Source organism: Sphingobacterium allocomposti (assembly GCF_008124885.1).
Lineage (GTDB): Bacteria > Bacteroidota > Bacteroidia > Sphingobacteriales > Sphingobacteriaceae > Sphingobacterium > Sphingobacterium allocomposti.
The window spans coordinates 161117-175224 of the sequence record NZ_VNHX01000005.1 but is presented as its reverse complement, the minus strand read 5'-3'; the positions used below and the strand labels follow the sequence as shown (position 1 = coordinate 175224).

The following is a 14108-nucleotide window of genomic DNA, read 5'->3' as shown; positions in this document are numbered from 1 at the left end:
TTCTGTCATGCGGCATGGAACTTTTCTTTATATGCTTCTTCCAGATATGTTCCCAGTGTCTTGCCGCGATCCGTGTTTATATCGGCGATGTATCTCTTAAACATCTGTTCGGTAGAGTGACCTGTTGCTTCCATGAGTAAGGCTGTCGGAATTTTGCCGTAGAAATTGGATGCAAAACTTCGTCTTCCGATGTGACTGGATACTGCTTCCCATTTGGGTACGTAAGATTCTACAGCCCGGAAACCGCGCCTCTTCCTTATTTTGACCAGTTTGTTGATCCCGGCCAACTGGGCGATTTCCTTAATATGCGTGTTATAATTGTTCGTAGCCAGTTTGGCTGGAAAGCCGAGTCTGTTCTTGGCCATAATCAGCTGAATAGCAGGATGTATGGGAAGAAAGATATTTTTTTGCGTCTTTTGCTGTATGAAGGACAGGTACTTTTTCCCATCGAGAATTTCCACTTTGCCAAGGTCGAAATTCATAAAGTCGGAGATGCGTTGTCCGGTGTAGCAACTGATCATCAGCCAGTCTTTCGCAGCCTGGAGCCTTTTTGGTACTTCCGTCTTTTTTATATGTATGAGTTCGTCTTCAGAAAGGGTGACAATATTGCTTCTTGTTCTGAGTTTAGGAAGCTCAAGTTCGTACGCGTAAGTGCGTACGCCCCTTTTTTCTAAGTAGTTTAGGACTGTCTTTACGAAATGTACGGTCCTGTAGAGGGTGCTTTGGCAATATGCTTCGGTTTCTCCGAATTCCAGAAACTCCCGTACAAAACTGGCGTTGGTTTCCTCAAGCAACAGGTGTTTCGTCCGGTATCCTTCGAAGCGTTCTAACAGCCGGAAGAAAACCATGTACCGCTTAAAGGTTGATGGTGAGATCAGATGTGCCCTGGATTGAATGTACTGGTCCATAAAACTCAATAAGCCACGTTCAGGTATGGGCTGCTCCACCGTTCCAGTCGCTGTCTTGATCAGACGTCTTACCCGTATGATTGAGAGTTTTTCCTTTCTTCGGGAGATTTCATTCAGGTATCCGGCTACGGCTATTTTTATTCTGTCGAGCTTTCTGTTGACTGTCTTGTATCTTTTTAGATAGATGTTCCGGGGGCGCATTTTTTCAGCATCCCACTCCGCGTGTGGAATTTTCAGAAAGGTGTTAAGAATGTGTATTTCACGGTTTTTATCAGCCAATTGAAGGAATATTGTTCTTATTCCTCCCGTGTGGTCAAGGTAGAAACTCAGATTCATAGGTGTACTTTTAGAAGATTGAGGCTAAAGTAAGTATATAAAATGAATAGTCTAACGCAGACTACTTTTGTAGTATACCAAAGTTAGTTATATATCTCTAATTATCCAACCTTTGTTGATATATCCATTTTTTTGGTAGGAAAGGTGTGGCGCCTCGAAAACATCTGTATGTCGGATGGGCTCCTCAGGAGATTTTAGACGGGTTGATAATCAGCTAATAAAAAAAAATATTAGTCTGCGTTAGACTACTTTTTAAAGACCAATAGTAAAATTTTCAATGTCACGTATCTATGCAGATAAAGAGTACGAATCCGCAAAGGGAGGTTTTCCGAAGTTCCGGCGCGTTCACGGGGCCGGTTTGTGTAGCCATTGCAGATGACAGCGCCTTTCAGCGGCAGTTGCTCCGCTCACTTATCGCTTTCCGCCCGGACGCGCGGTTGTCTATTGCTGCCGAAAGTGGAGAAGAACTGCTCCGGGAATTGTCTAATCACAATGAAATGGTTCATGTCTGTATCCTGGACATGGAGATGGGTGGTGTAACCGGATTAACCGCTGCCGCTATTATCCACTTTAAATTTCCCGAGATGAAAATATATCTCTATACAGCCAGTGAACTCGACATATGGTCTGACGTATTACGGGAGGCTGGTGTTTTGGAAGTGTTTTCTAAAGGGGAAACTTCTTTAATGTTGTCAACAATTTTAGATGGTCATGTTAGCTAAAGTACTGTATCCTGATGCGGACGTTAAAGATTCCGACTTTAAATTTGACAGATTAGAAAGCCGGAGGCTGTATGAACTCCACGGGCAGTTATCAAAAACAGACTTTTTCACCATCGTGAGGCCGGCAGCGCCTTTTTCTCTGTTCATAGATGGCGATCGGCATGATGTCAAAGCTGATCAGCTGCTGTTTATCGGGCCGGGTCGCAATATCAAGCTGCGATATCCGGGCGACGGCGGTTTTCTTATTACCTTTACGCGCCGTTTTTACGAGCGGTCGCTGAAGGACTGCCTTCTTTTGAATTCGGAGATTTTCTTTGATGGCGAAAGAATGTTTCGTGCGGTCGATGTAGCCGAAGAAGACCGGCTTATCTTAAATCGTTGGGAAGCAAAGGTGATGGGGTATTGTAGACTGGAAGCTGATGTTCATGAAGCTGCACTTCACAACTTTGTTGAATGGATGCTGATTTTTGCGATAGACTCGTTTCAGGCTCCGCAACGTTTAATACCGTTGGAGAAAGTTACTGATCAGGGGATTGTAAATAGGTTCACGACATTTATCTATAAAAGTTACCGGACGGAACAAAACGTTGGATATTACGCCGGAAAATTGAATATATGTCCTAGGAGACTGTCGCTGATATGTAAAAGAAGCGTAGGGAAGACAGCAAAAGAAATAATTCGTGGTATCGTTTTAAAGGAGGCGCTGCGGTATATCCGAAACACCGACATGTCGATTGCCGAAATAGCTTATACGATGGGCTTTACAGAAGAATCCAATTTCCGTCATTTTGTAAAAAAGCACACCGGTAAAACGCCCACGATGTTCCGGCTTTACGCTATGTAGCATTTACAGTGGAAGACTTCCTGCCACTGGTGTTTTTTACATGTTAAATTCCCGACCGAACATATTTTTGTGTCTCGCGGTCAATTATTTTTGCTTCTGTCATGGCCATCATGACAAAATTTCATAGGTTAGTACAGAATGGAGCCATCCATTCTGTACTTATTTTTTCGACACTGTCGTCGTTACCTGAAAGGCTGTACGATAAACTCATTATCATATATTCTAATACATTATCTAAAGTTATCGCAGCAAATTGCCTATTCTGTTTTCTGATTTCCAGGTAGCGGAGGGACGCTTCGTTTTTGCCGAACGCCATTTATTAAAACAAAGACCGCTTATATGTCTTTATACATATAAGCGGTCTTTGTGTACCTAGGGCGGGAATCGAACCCGCACTCCTTTAACAGGAACAGGATTTTAAGTCCTGCGTGTCTACCAGTTCCGCCACCTAGGCAACTGAGCGAAAGACGAGATTCGAACTCGCGACCCCAACCTTGGCAAGGTTGTGCTCTACCAACTGAGCTACTTTCGCTTGACGTGGTGCAAATATAGAAGAATTGATGGCGAGTGCAAAATAAAAGGAAAAATATAGGTTATACGTTATATTCACCGGGCTGGAGGAATCGATGGAGCTGCGTGGTGGATGTTGCTCTGATAACGCTAAAAGAAGCAGGAAAGTAGCAAGAGGCTACTTTCCTGCGTGTTATGGTATGTGTTTGGCTAGAAGCTAAAGCCTGTGGATAATTTATAAAATGAATCTTTCGATTGAAGTCCGTTTTTAAGCTCGGGACCGGCTGAAAGCCTGATGAAGCTGGATACGCGGGGAACACTGAGCTGGATATAGGGGCCAAGCCACTGGTAGTAATCCAATTTGCCGTTCACGTCATCTTTGGTACGTCTCAGATGTTCGAAATGTGCCCCAAATGAAAAAATTGGGTTTACTTTATATCCGGCATTTGCCCAATAATGCAGGTAAGCCAGTGTCGAGGCGCCCTCCGGAGCTTCGTTGCGCAGGGGATGATAGTACCCCACGTAGACCTCACTTTCGAATTGTGTTTTGTCTACGTTAAAGAATAGATTAGGTACTATCCCATCGCCCGCAATACCACCGAGCTGTCCCGAGGTAGCACCTTTAGAAAGCAGGTCTCCGAACGTAAAACCGAGGTTTGGGTTTAAGGTGATTCCCTCTGCTAAATAGAAATTTGCACCGACGCCGAATTCTGTCCAGTTTCCCCAGGCGCCTGCCGTGCCCGCACCCCAGAATATTCCGTAGGCCGACACACCCACCTTATTCGAAAGCTTATATTCCACTCCGGCGCTCGGTGCCACGCCAAAAAACTGGTCCGAAGTCAAGCTTAACGAGAATGTTGCGTCAGATTCCTGCGCCGAAGCGGATAAAAGACAAGTAGATAACGCTGCGATACCCGCGATTTTTTTTAATAAACTGTTCTTTCTCATAAAAAAATTGGTAGTTAGTTTGTATTTAGTAAATTAATTGATGCTAAAATAGATCATTTTTTCATAAAACCAACTTTTTTATTGAAAAAAATGTAAAATAATTGATGTTGTCTTTGTTTTGTGTCTGAAATAAGGCTATTCCTTTGATATAATATTAAATATTATTTCGTTTTCATATCCTTTTGATTGTAAATATCGTATCAATTTGGCTTTTTCTGTTAAAGAAAGGTTCGTTGTGCGCTTATTTGTCTTCTTTTTTATGATTTCTTTGAGTTTTTCTTCGTATTCATCCAGATCAATCTCTTCCAACGCGATTTTAATTAAAGGGGGGGAGACGCGTTTTGCTTTTAAATGCTGCTTAATTTTTATTTTTCCCCATCCTTTCATTCGGAACTTTCCGAGTGCAAACGCCTTGGCGAAGCGCTCTTCGTTTAAATAATTGTCTACGATTAGCTGCGTCATGATATTTTCCACTTCGTCATGATGAAGCCCCCACTCATACAGTTTGTCCCGAACCTCTTGCTGTGCCCTTTCTTGGTATGCGCAGTAGCTCTCCGCTTTAAGCTTCGCCTGTTGAGGTGTTAGCGTTTTCTTGCGTCCGTTTGATTCCTCCATGTTGCAAATCTTCAAAAAATGATACAGTTATTGAAAATATTGATGAAATTTGTCTAGAGCAATTTATATGTATACAGTAGCAGCCATCCTCTCTATTATACAACACGACGACCGCAGGATTTATGACGAAGAACAGGAAATTTCCGAGCTGGCATACGACAGCCGAAAAATCCGAAAAGGGGCTAATAGCCTTTTCTTTGCGTTAAAAAATGTGCGGGACGGGCATCTTTTTATAGCTGACGCCTATAGGAAAGGCGTTCGTTCTTTTGTGGTGTCAAGGAAAGATATTGATTTCGCGTCTTACGGTGATGCTAATTTCATTGTCGTTCGTGATACCCTTTCTGCGTTGCAGGAGTTGGCTGGATTTCATCGTCTCCAATTTACGAAGCCCATTATCGGGATCACGGGCAGCAACGGAAAAACAATTGTTAAAGAGTGGCTTACCCAACTTTTGCAACCGGACAAGAAGGTATATCAGAGTCCTAAGAGCTACAACTCCCAGCTGGGCGTCGCGCTGTCGCTATGGAATCTATCTGCGGAATACGACTATGCAATCATCGAGGCCGGTATCAGCCGGCCCGGAGAAATGTCTGTTTTAGAGAACATGATCAAGCCTGATATCGGGATTTTTACCAATATTGGGCTCGCGCATGCAAACGGCTTTGCCTCGAAGGACGTAAAGCTCAAGGAGAAGTTGTGCCTATTTAGCAATTGTGATACAGTGGTTTTTGCATCGCAGTACGGAATACGCTCACTTCTGCCGGCCCCGACGCGCAAATTTAGTTATGGGCAAGAAGAATCCGATTCGGTACATATTTTGCAAACCTATGAAAAGGGACATGGTAAGACGGCTATACAGATCGCGTTCGGGGAAGAGGTAGCTACGCTGACAGTCCCGTTTCAGGATAAGGCATCGCTTGAGAACGCCCTTATCTGCGTCACAACCCTTTTGCTATTGGGATACCCGCTGAAGACGGTGGGCCACAGACTTTCCGCGCTCAGGCCATTAGACATGCGGCTACAGCTAAAAAAGGGAAAGAATAATAGTTCCATCATCGACGATACATACTCTAACGACTTGGCGTCGTTGCAAATAGCCCTGGAATTTTTATATCAGCAAAGGCAATACAAACAGAAAACGTTGATACTTTCGGATATGGAGGGCCTGAACGAACATCTTAGGTCTAAACTGGCCAGCCTGATGGAGCTTCAACAGCTCGACCGGACCATTCTAGTCGGAAAAGGGATTTTCTTTCTGGAAGCGCATATCAAAGGCGAGGTCCTCCTTTTTGAAACGACGGAGCAACTGCTTGGCGCACTCAAAGATATGTCGTTTGGGAATGAGACCATTCTGATTAAAGGAAGCCGCGCGTATCATCTGGAAGATGTAAGTAATCTGCTTTCGGCGAAGTCGCACGAGACTGTGCTCGAAATCAATCTGAAGGCTTTGGAGCATAACCTGCAAACCTACCGGTCGATGCTACCGCCGGATGTGAGGATGATGGCCATGGTGAAAGCTTTCTCTTATGGAAGTGGCAGTTACGAAGTAGCCAACCTGCTTCAGTTTAACAAGGTCGACTACCTCACCGTAGCATTTGCTGACGAAGGAGCAGAGCTTCGTCAACATGGTATAGAGCTACCGATCATGGTTCTGAGTCCCGACGAACGCGCTTTTGAGACGCTGGTGTCCTATCAACTGGAGCCGGAGGTGTACAGCTTTCGTGTTTTATACGCTTTGCTGCATTTCCTTACCGCCAGGGGGATCGAAGATTTTCCGATACATATTAAGATTGATACGGGAATGCACCGGTTGGGGTTTCTGCCGGAAGAGCTGACGAAGCTGTCGGAGGTTCTTCAGCATTCGCGGCAGGCGCGTGTAAGGAGCGTGCTGTCTCACTTAGCGGCCGCTGGCAGCGCGACACATAAGGCGTTTACGGAAGAGCAGATCCGGCTGTTTGTCGACAGTACCGCTTTCCTTAGAGAGCGTTTGGGGTATGATTTTATCCGTCATATAGCCAATACTTCGGGCATTGCCGGCTGGCCGTCGGCTTATATGGATATGGTTCGCTTAGGAATAGGACTATACGGTATAGATATGTCCGGCCAGTTATCATTGGAGGCCGTTGGCCAGTTAAAAACGACGATTACCCAAATTAAAGAGCTGCCGGCCGGAGCTACAGTCGGCTATGACCGGAAAGGCGTACTGCAGCGCGACAGCCGGATAGCGACGATAAAAATAGGATACGCCGACGGGTACGACCGGCGTTTTGGCAACGGGGTCGGGGAAATGTCTATCAACGGACAGACTGTCAAGACTGTCGGTTCTATCTGTATGGATATGTGTATGCTTGATGTCACCGATATCTTCGCGCACGAGGAGGATGAAGTTATTGTTTTTCCAGACCTGCTCAAGGCTGCGGAGACGATTGGAACTATTCCCTATGAATTGTTGGTAAATATTTCATCGCGCGTAAAAAGAGTGTATTTTTACGATTAAATTTAAAGAAGAGCATGTTGAAGAAAGTTTCGCAGAGACTGTTGTACTATTTAATTAAGGGTGCGCTCGTTGTTGTTCCTGTTGCAGGAGCGGTTTTTTTGATTTTATGGGCTGTAGCCTCGATGGATAGTGCGTTGAACCTCACCACACATTTTCTCGAGGACGAGCACGGTCATCCATTGTATATTCCCGGCATAGGTATTCTGACGGTGCTGATTATGCTCATTCTGGTGGGCATGACCTTTACGAATTTGGTCACCGAGCCGATACGTGCCTGGCTTAAACGTACTATCAACAAGATTCCGCTGTTTAACACGCTCTATTCTTCGATAAAAGATTTTACGGAGGCTTTTGTCGGAGATGCAAAAAAATTCAACGAGCCGGTGCTTGTTGTCGTAAATGAGACCGGTTTAAAGAAAATAGGATTCCTCACGCAGCGCGACCTCGGAAAAATAGGCTTACCAGATGAGGTTATTGTCTATTTCCCGTATTCGTATTCTGTTGCCGGACAGGTAGTCGTTGTAAAAGCGGCTAATGTGGTGCGGCTAAATATGAGTGCTACGGATGCAATGAAGCTGGTCGTGTCGGGCGGCGTTACAGGTCTGGAATAATCTCGCTATGACTGCCTTTTTAGATAAGATTTTCGGTAGCAAAATAGAAGTCGATATGGCGAAGGCCGGCCTGGAAGCCGAACTTTCTTTTCTGGAAGCCCGAATGGACACGCATCTAGCAAAACGTGTTTTAGAAGGAGGTGATTCTCCGGATATCCTGACGAAATACACCGCTTTTCTAAAGGAAATGCTTGCGCTTGATATGCATACAGTCATTTCCATCGGAAAGGAACTTGATCTGCTTGCTGCCTATCTCGACCTATATCAGGGCAGTGAAAAGCAGGATTTATTTATCAGATTTGATCCTGCGGTTGACTGCACCAAAATGGTGCCTCCTTTGGTGATCTTTCCTTTGGTCGGCAATGCACTTCAATATGGATACAACTCCATGGAGAGATATCCGCTGAAAATTAAAGTGCGGGCGTTCGAAAAGATGCTTACGGTGGAGGTAAGCAACCGGATTAATCATTATGTGGCTTCCCAGGGCGAAACTTTGATTATTCATCGCTATAGAAACCGGCTGTTATCGCTATTTCCCGATCGACATACGTTGTTTTCCAACAGCAACAGCAATACATTCAAAGCGACTCTGCAGATCCGTTGGTAATGCGGGCCGGTGGGCGGACCCGGCTCGGTGGAAGTAATGCGGCGGTGAAGACGTGGCGGTTTACATTTTCTGAAAAAAAAAGGAACAGCGTTTTATTACTGACAGACTGTTGTCAGAGTTAAGTGTAATTTTGGTCTTGTCATTCAGCATGGATGACCATTGTGAAACACTTATATATTAGTCATATGAAAGATTCAGTAATTTTAACCAAAGAAGAGCTGCTGCAACATTGGTTGGGCCACCGTACCTTAACAAAAAGAACCTTGGAAAAATTTCCGGAAAAAGAGCTTTTCGAATTTTCCATAGGAGGGATGCGTCCGTTTTCGGAGCTGGTGATGGAATTGTTGTCCATAGCCGAACCGGGATTACGTGGCATTGTGCAAAAGGATGAAAAGCCGTACGACCATGATCTGGGTCTGAATAGCAAGGCGGCTCTTCTTGCGCGATGGGACGAAGATACACCGAAAATTATCTCATTGTATAACCAGATTCCAGAGGAGGATTTCCATAAAGAGCATAATCTTTTCGGTGAATATAAATTTCCGATCTATAGCAACCTGCTCTATTTTATAGACAACGAAATTCACCACCGCGCGCAGGGGTATGTCTACCTCCGGGCATTAGGCATCGAGCCCCCTTTCTTTTGGGACAGATACTAGGCAGTCTTTCGGGGACCCTCAGCGGACCTATTATAAAACTCCTTGATAGGTCATTCTTTAGCCCGATGCCGTCCGGCGGTAGAGTAGAAGGCTAAATTGTTTTGCCGCGCCACATTTCGACATGCTGGCGCGGCAAACCTGATTTTAAATCGCGTGCCTGTACACTTACCGTAATTTATGTTTTACGCCTTCAAACGTCATTTTCACGGGGTTAATAAACCCGTTTTCATCGAAGGTCATGCGGTCGATACAAGTCTCCCTTTCGTTTGCCCCCTTTTTTCCCAGCGGTCTTCGATGGTATACGATGTAGTATACATCTTCGTTGGGCACCTTGATAACGGAGTGATGCCCTGCACCGGTGGCAATTTCGGGATCCTGCTCCAGGATGGTGCCTATACGTTTAAACGGACCGAAAGGGCTGTCTGCAATGGCGTAGGCCACTTTATAATCGGGCCCGCCCCAACCACCTTCAGACCACATGAAGTAATATTTGTTGTTGCGGATAAACATGAATGGCCCTTCGACATAATTTTCTGGCGTGATCTCCTTATAGATGTTGCCATCCTCGAACGGGATCAGGCTTTTGAAGTCGTCGCTAAGCTTTACCACATTACAGTGACGCCACCCGCCGTAGAACATGTAGTATTGCCCGTCCTTATCTTTAAACACAAACTGGTCGATGGGCTGTGCCCCGTTTACAATCTCATTAATAAGAGGCTTGCCAAGCAGATCCTTATAGGGACCTTCCGGTTTGTCGGCAACCGACACACCGATGCCGCCTACTTCTCCCTCGTGAACGTCGTTCGCTCCGAAAAACAGGTAATATTTACCGTCTTTCTCGATAACGCTGGGAGCCCACATCGCCTTTTTAGCCCATTTTACTTCAGCTGTATCGATAATACGTGTATGCTTTGTCCATTTGGCTAGATCTTTTGAAGAAAAGGCGTCGAAGAATACCTGTTGTTCGTAAGGAGCTGAATAAGTCGGAAATACCCAGTACGTGTTGTTATAGACTATTCCTTCGGGATCGGCATACCACCCGGGAAAAACGGGGTTCTGCTGTGCGAACGCAGTTGCGCCCAGCATCATGCCCAGCATTACTAATGATTTTGTCTTGTTCATATCTAAGAGTTAGTGACAGCTATAAATATATAAAATCCTTTTAGCAAATAAAAAAAATGTAGCGCCATGGACTTAGAGTTGGATAGCCGTAAGGATGCTCCGAACGTGGTCTTTTAATTCTTCCGGCTCAAGTATGGTGGCCTGGTCGGCGAACATCAGGTACCACCGCGCGAACTCATTCTCCACATTTTTCGATTGGAAGGTCATTTCTACATGGTCAGTTGTTATTTCTTCACTGACAAATCCGTAATAGATCCGGTCCCACTGCAGGTATCGTGCAAAATCCTTATTGACGCGCACGCGGACCTTGGTCGTGGGGGCGGGTGCTTTCTTGTCAAGGTAGTAGTGCAGTGGCTTGTGCTTACGCGTGAAAGGGTCGTCGGTCCGCTTAATTTTTTGTATCCGGTCTATGCGGAACTGCCGATAATCCTCACGTAAGTGACAGTAGGCGATAAAATACCAGAAATGCCCTTCGTGGAATATGCCGACAGCTTCGATCCGCCGTTCGTTGGGTTCGTTCCGGTGTATTGCTTGATAGGTCAGTTCGGCGATTTTCTGTAAGGAAATGCTCTCGAAGAGGACGGACAGCGCATCGGGAACCGCTTCGTTAAACATAGCGGAGGAACGCTGCATAACCAGGTTGTCTTCCAGGTGCATAATGTTGTTTTTATCGCTGTAACGAAGATAAGACCGCACCTTGTCGATTGCGGTGCTGAAATGTCGGAACAGATCAGGATCGACGAATTTTTGCATCAGCTTTTCGGACGCCGCAATGCTTAAGATTTCATCTTTCGTGAAGCTTGTGGGTGGAAGTTTGTATCCTTCTGTTAATGAATATCCAGTTCCGGCTTCACCATAGATGGGAATCCCGGCCTGCTCAAGGGCCCGTATGTCGCGGTATATCGTCCGCACGCTTACGTCAAAACGTTGGGCGAGGTCCTGTGCTTTAACAATAGAACGACCTTGAAGCTGAAAATAGATAGCAATAATACGATGAAAGCGCTTGGTGATATCCATGGCTAAAGATATCATAAAAATGGAAAACTGACGAGATTGTTAACCGTAATTGTGCGCAATGGCTGAATAAAAAAGGCGTCTGGTTTACAGACGCCTTCAGCTAGCTAAACTTACAGCAATTAACTAGTCGCGGTCGCAGTCAGCAAACCATGTTTTTCCGTCCCTAATGTACGTAATAAACAACTCGTCTGCGTTGATCTTGATGTAACTGGTTGCTGAGCCGCCGATATTCCAATAGTAGTTGTCGCCACGTTGTTCAAACTCAACTCCATTAATGTTCGGAATGCCGTTTGAAAAGGCAAAGTTGTATAGGTTTCCAACCTTAGTCACGGTTACCGTTCCTTCCGCAGCGGTCACGTCCTCATCATCGTCGGTTGTTGAATAGCTGATTGTACCCTTGTACCGATCGGCAAAAAGAATGTTATCTGCCGGATCATCGTCTTCACTGCACGCACTAAACGTCAAAAATGCGATCACCAATAAACCTAAAATTTTAATACATCTTTTCATAAACGTCTTGTTTTTTTATTTCTGTTGTCACATTCATATGACAATTGAAATGCCAACAGACGATTATAAAATTTTCTTTAACATTCTCTTAACACTTCTAGGTAGTTTTCCTTTGACGCGCCACGGCTTATTCCTGTTTAACCTTTTTTTGTAGGTATTTGTACAGTTCGACCTGCGAACGGTGTGGCGATTTATTATTGTTTACGTAGGTATTATCCAGTTCATTGTTTAAGACGCGGGCTTTCACATTGTCCCTTAGCTGAATATTCAGCATGTCGATCAGTTCGGTTTTTATCTTTTTGTTTATAATACGCACAGCCGCTTCGACGCGGTGATCAAGGTTTCTCGTCATCCAGTCAGCGGACGAAATATATACGGTTTCCTTTCCTGCGGCATAAAAATACATGACGCGTGCGTGTTCCAAATATTCATCAACAATGCTTATGGCCCTGATCGGCACTTTGAACTTCTTATGGTTGACGGCGCAGTAGATTCCGCGGACGATCATTTCGATCTTAACACCTGCTTCGGCCGCGTCGTAAAGCTTACGTATCAGGATTTTATCACTCAGCGAGTTTACCTTTATAATGACATGTGCCTTTCTCCCGCTGCGTGCCTCTACAATTTCTTTATCAAGATGTTCAAGAAGTGCCAAGCGCATATTGGTAGGGCATACCAACAAGCTTTTACACGGCTTCAGGCTTTCAAAGAGATCGAGTTTTGGCTTTTTTAATGCTGCAAAAATCTTGTTGATGTCTGCCATAACTGTCCGGTTGCTTGTCATTAGGCAGTAGTCGCCGTAGATTTTCGCGGTTTTCTCGTTGATATTTCCGGTGCTGACAAAGCCATATTGTACGGTCCGGTTATTAACCCTTTTTTTGATGATGCAGAGCTTGGCATGGACTTTTTTGTTGGGTAGGCCGATAAGGACTTTAACCCCCTCCATCTCAAATCGTTCCTTCCACTCGAGATTGTGTTCCTCGTCGAATCGTGCCCGCAGCTCCAGCATGACAACAACTTCTTTTCCGTTCCGGGCCGCATTGACGAGGGCGTTTGCTATTTTCGAGTTTACCGCCATCCGGTAGATTGTAATATGTATTGAGCGTACGTCAGGATCCATGGCCGATTCGCGAAGCAGATCAATCATGGGATGAAAATTGTGGTAAGGGAAGGACAGGAGTATATCTTTTTTTAGGAGGACATCGCTGATGCGCTGACGACCGGCAAATTCAGGGTGATCGAATGACGATCGCTCCTGCGGGCGGCTTTCCGACCGGAAAACCTTCGGAAAATCCATGAAATGTTTGAAATTGTGTATTTTCTGTCCGGGGATGATACTGTCCTTCTTGGTGAGATTCAGCTTTTTGATGAGGAATTCTACAAGAGAGGAGTCCATATCTTTGTCGAATACAAAACGCGTGGGCTTTCCCTTTCGCCTGTTTTTTATTCCTTTTTCGATTTTTTCGACGAGCGACGTGTTGATATCGTTGTCGAGATCGAACTCCGCGTCTTTTGTAATTTTAAATGCATGTGCCTTAAACGTGTCAAAGCCGAAATACGAAAATATGTAAGGCAGGTTGAACTTGATGACATCCTCTAACAGGATAACATGTTTCTCTCCCTTCGGTGAGGGCAGTAAGAGAAATCGGCCGTTCCGTCTCGTCGGGTTTTCGATTATCGCGAAGCGGGTCTCGTACTCCCAGTCTGTCTTTCGCATCGCTATACCGAGGTAAAGGCTTTTGTCCCGGAGATAAGGCATAGGACGGGCATCGTCCAACATTAAAGGAATCACATTTGATTCCACTTCTTCTTCGTAGTACTGTTTTACGAAGGCCTGCTGTTCTTTATTTAGTTCGGCATCTGTTTTAATATAAACTTTTTGCCGTGCCATTTCTTCCTGCACCTTTAGCCACGTATTGTCAAACTGCTTCTGCTGTTTGATAACCAGCTCATTCAGTTCGTCCAATATGGACTGCGGTTTCTCAAAAAAGATCTCTCTTGCCTCTTTTTCGTTGAATGCGAGCGCCCGCTTTAGTCCTGCGACCCGTACGCGGAAAAACTCATCCATATTATTGGAAAATATACCTAGGAATTTGATGCGCTCAGACAGCGGAACACTTTCATCAGCAGCTTCCTGCAATACACGTCCATTAAAGCTCAACCAGCTGATATCCCTAGGGATAAATTTTTTATTCATCTTTT

Annotated in this window: 13 protein-coding genes and 2 tRNA genes; 6 read left to right on the top strand and 9 right to left on the bottom strand. The window is 45.0% G+C overall.

Features of this window, described 5'->3' with window-relative positions; genetic code table 11:
* Positions 1 to 5: 5 nt before the first annotated feature.
* Complete coding sequence (locus tag BC792_RS05830; RefSeq protein WP_148908045.1) at positions 6 to 1244, bottom strand: tyrosine-type recombinase/integrase; 1239 nt, start codon at positions 1242 to 1244, stop codon at positions 6 to 8.
* Positions 1245 to 1534: 290 nt separating this feature from the next.
* Here BC792_RS05830 and BC792_RS05825 point away from each other — a divergent pair, with 290 nt between their 5' ends.
* On the top strand, positions 1535 to 1966 hold the full coding sequence (locus BC792_RS05825; RefSeq protein ID WP_148908044.1) for a response regulator transcription factor: 432 nt from the start codon (positions 1535 to 1537) through the stop codon (positions 1964 to 1966).
* Entirely contained in the window at positions 1956 to 2810 is an 855-nt protein-coding gene (locus BC792_RS05820; protein WP_170249969.1) for a helix-turn-helix domain-containing protein, read from the top strand. The genes BC792_RS05825 and BC792_RS05820 overlap by 11 nt, the downstream gene beginning before the upstream one ends.
* A gap of 369 nt (positions 2811 to 3179) precedes the next feature.
* Here BC792_RS05820 and BC792_RS05815 read toward each other — a convergent pair.
* From BC792_RS05815 to BC792_RS05800, 4 genes are all read right to left on the bottom strand, one after another.
* Positions 3180 to 3264, bottom strand: a tRNA-Leu gene (locus BC792_RS05815).
* A 5-nt stretch (positions 3265 to 3269) separates the two neighbouring features.
* Positions 3270 to 3342 (bottom strand) — tRNA-Gly (locus BC792_RS05810).
* 188 nt (positions 3343 to 3530) lie between these two features.
* Positions 3531 to 4268 carry a DUF6733 family protein gene (locus BC792_RS05805; protein ID WP_148908042.1) on the bottom strand — a complete coding sequence of 246 codons (738 nt, stop codon included), beginning with the start codon at positions 4266 to 4268 and terminating at the stop codon, positions 3531 to 3533.
* A 135-nt stretch (positions 4269 to 4403) separates the two neighbouring features.
* Entirely contained in the window at positions 4404 to 4883 is a 480-nt protein-coding gene (locus BC792_RS05800) for a regulatory protein RecX (protein WP_148908041.1), read from the bottom strand.
* Positions 4884 to 4950: 67 nt separating this feature from the next.
* On the opposite strand from BC792_RS05800, the gene BC792_RS05795 reads away from it, so the two are divergent.
* From BC792_RS05795 to BC792_RS05780, 4 genes are all read left to right on the top strand, one after another.
* On the top strand, positions 4951 to 7380 hold the full coding sequence (locus BC792_RS05795) for a bifunctional UDP-N-acetylmuramoyl-tripeptide:D-alanyl-D-alanine ligase/alanine racemase (protein ID WP_148908040.1): 2430 nt from the start codon (positions 4951 to 4953) through the stop codon (positions 7378 to 7380).
* Positions 7381 to 7394: 14 nt separating this feature from the next.
* Positions 7395 to 7991 carry a DUF502 domain-containing protein gene (locus BC792_RS05790; protein ID WP_148908039.1) on the top strand — a complete coding sequence of 199 codons (597 nt, stop codon included), beginning with the start codon at positions 7395 to 7397 and terminating at the stop codon, positions 7989 to 7991.
* Positions 7992 to 7998: 7 nt separating this feature from the next.
* Positions 7999 to 8598, top strand: a complete 600-nt coding sequence (locus tag BC792_RS05785) for a LytS family sensor histidine kinase (RefSeq protein WP_148908038.1) — start codon at positions 7999 to 8001, stop codon at positions 8596 to 8598.
* A 185-nt stretch (positions 8599 to 8783) separates the two neighbouring features.
* Positions 8784 to 9257 carry a DinB family protein gene (locus BC792_RS05780; protein WP_148908037.1) on the top strand — a complete coding sequence of 158 codons (474 nt, stop codon included), beginning with the start codon at positions 8784 to 8786 and terminating at the stop codon, positions 9255 to 9257.
* A 165-nt stretch (positions 9258 to 9422) separates the two neighbouring features.
* Here BC792_RS05780 and BC792_RS05775 read toward each other — a convergent pair whose 3' ends face one another.
* The 4 genes from BC792_RS05775 to ppk1 all read right to left on the bottom strand — a co-directional run bounded on the left by BC792_RS05775 (position 9423) and on the right by ppk1 (position 14103).
* Entirely contained in the window at positions 9423 to 10379 is a 957-nt protein-coding gene (locus BC792_RS05775; RefSeq protein ID WP_170249968.1) for a glycoside hydrolase family 43 protein, read from the bottom strand.
* A gap of 72 nt (positions 10380 to 10451) precedes the next feature.
* On the bottom strand, positions 10452 to 11411 hold the full coding sequence (locus BC792_RS05770; protein WP_246154871.1) for a helix-turn-helix transcriptional regulator: 960 nt from the start codon (positions 11409 to 11411) through the stop codon (positions 10452 to 10454).
* 108 nt (positions 11412 to 11519) lie between these two features.
* On the bottom strand, positions 11520 to 11906 hold the full coding sequence (locus BC792_RS05765; RefSeq protein ID WP_148908036.1) for a hypothetical protein: 387 nt from the start codon (positions 11904 to 11906) through the stop codon (positions 11520 to 11522).
* A 127-nt stretch (positions 11907 to 12033) separates the two neighbouring features.
* Complete coding sequence (gene ppk1 / locus BC792_RS05760; protein ID WP_148908035.1) at positions 12034 to 14103, bottom strand: polyphosphate kinase 1; 2070 nt, start codon at positions 14101 to 14103, stop codon at positions 12034 to 12036.
* Positions 14104 to 14108 lie beyond the last annotated feature (5 nt).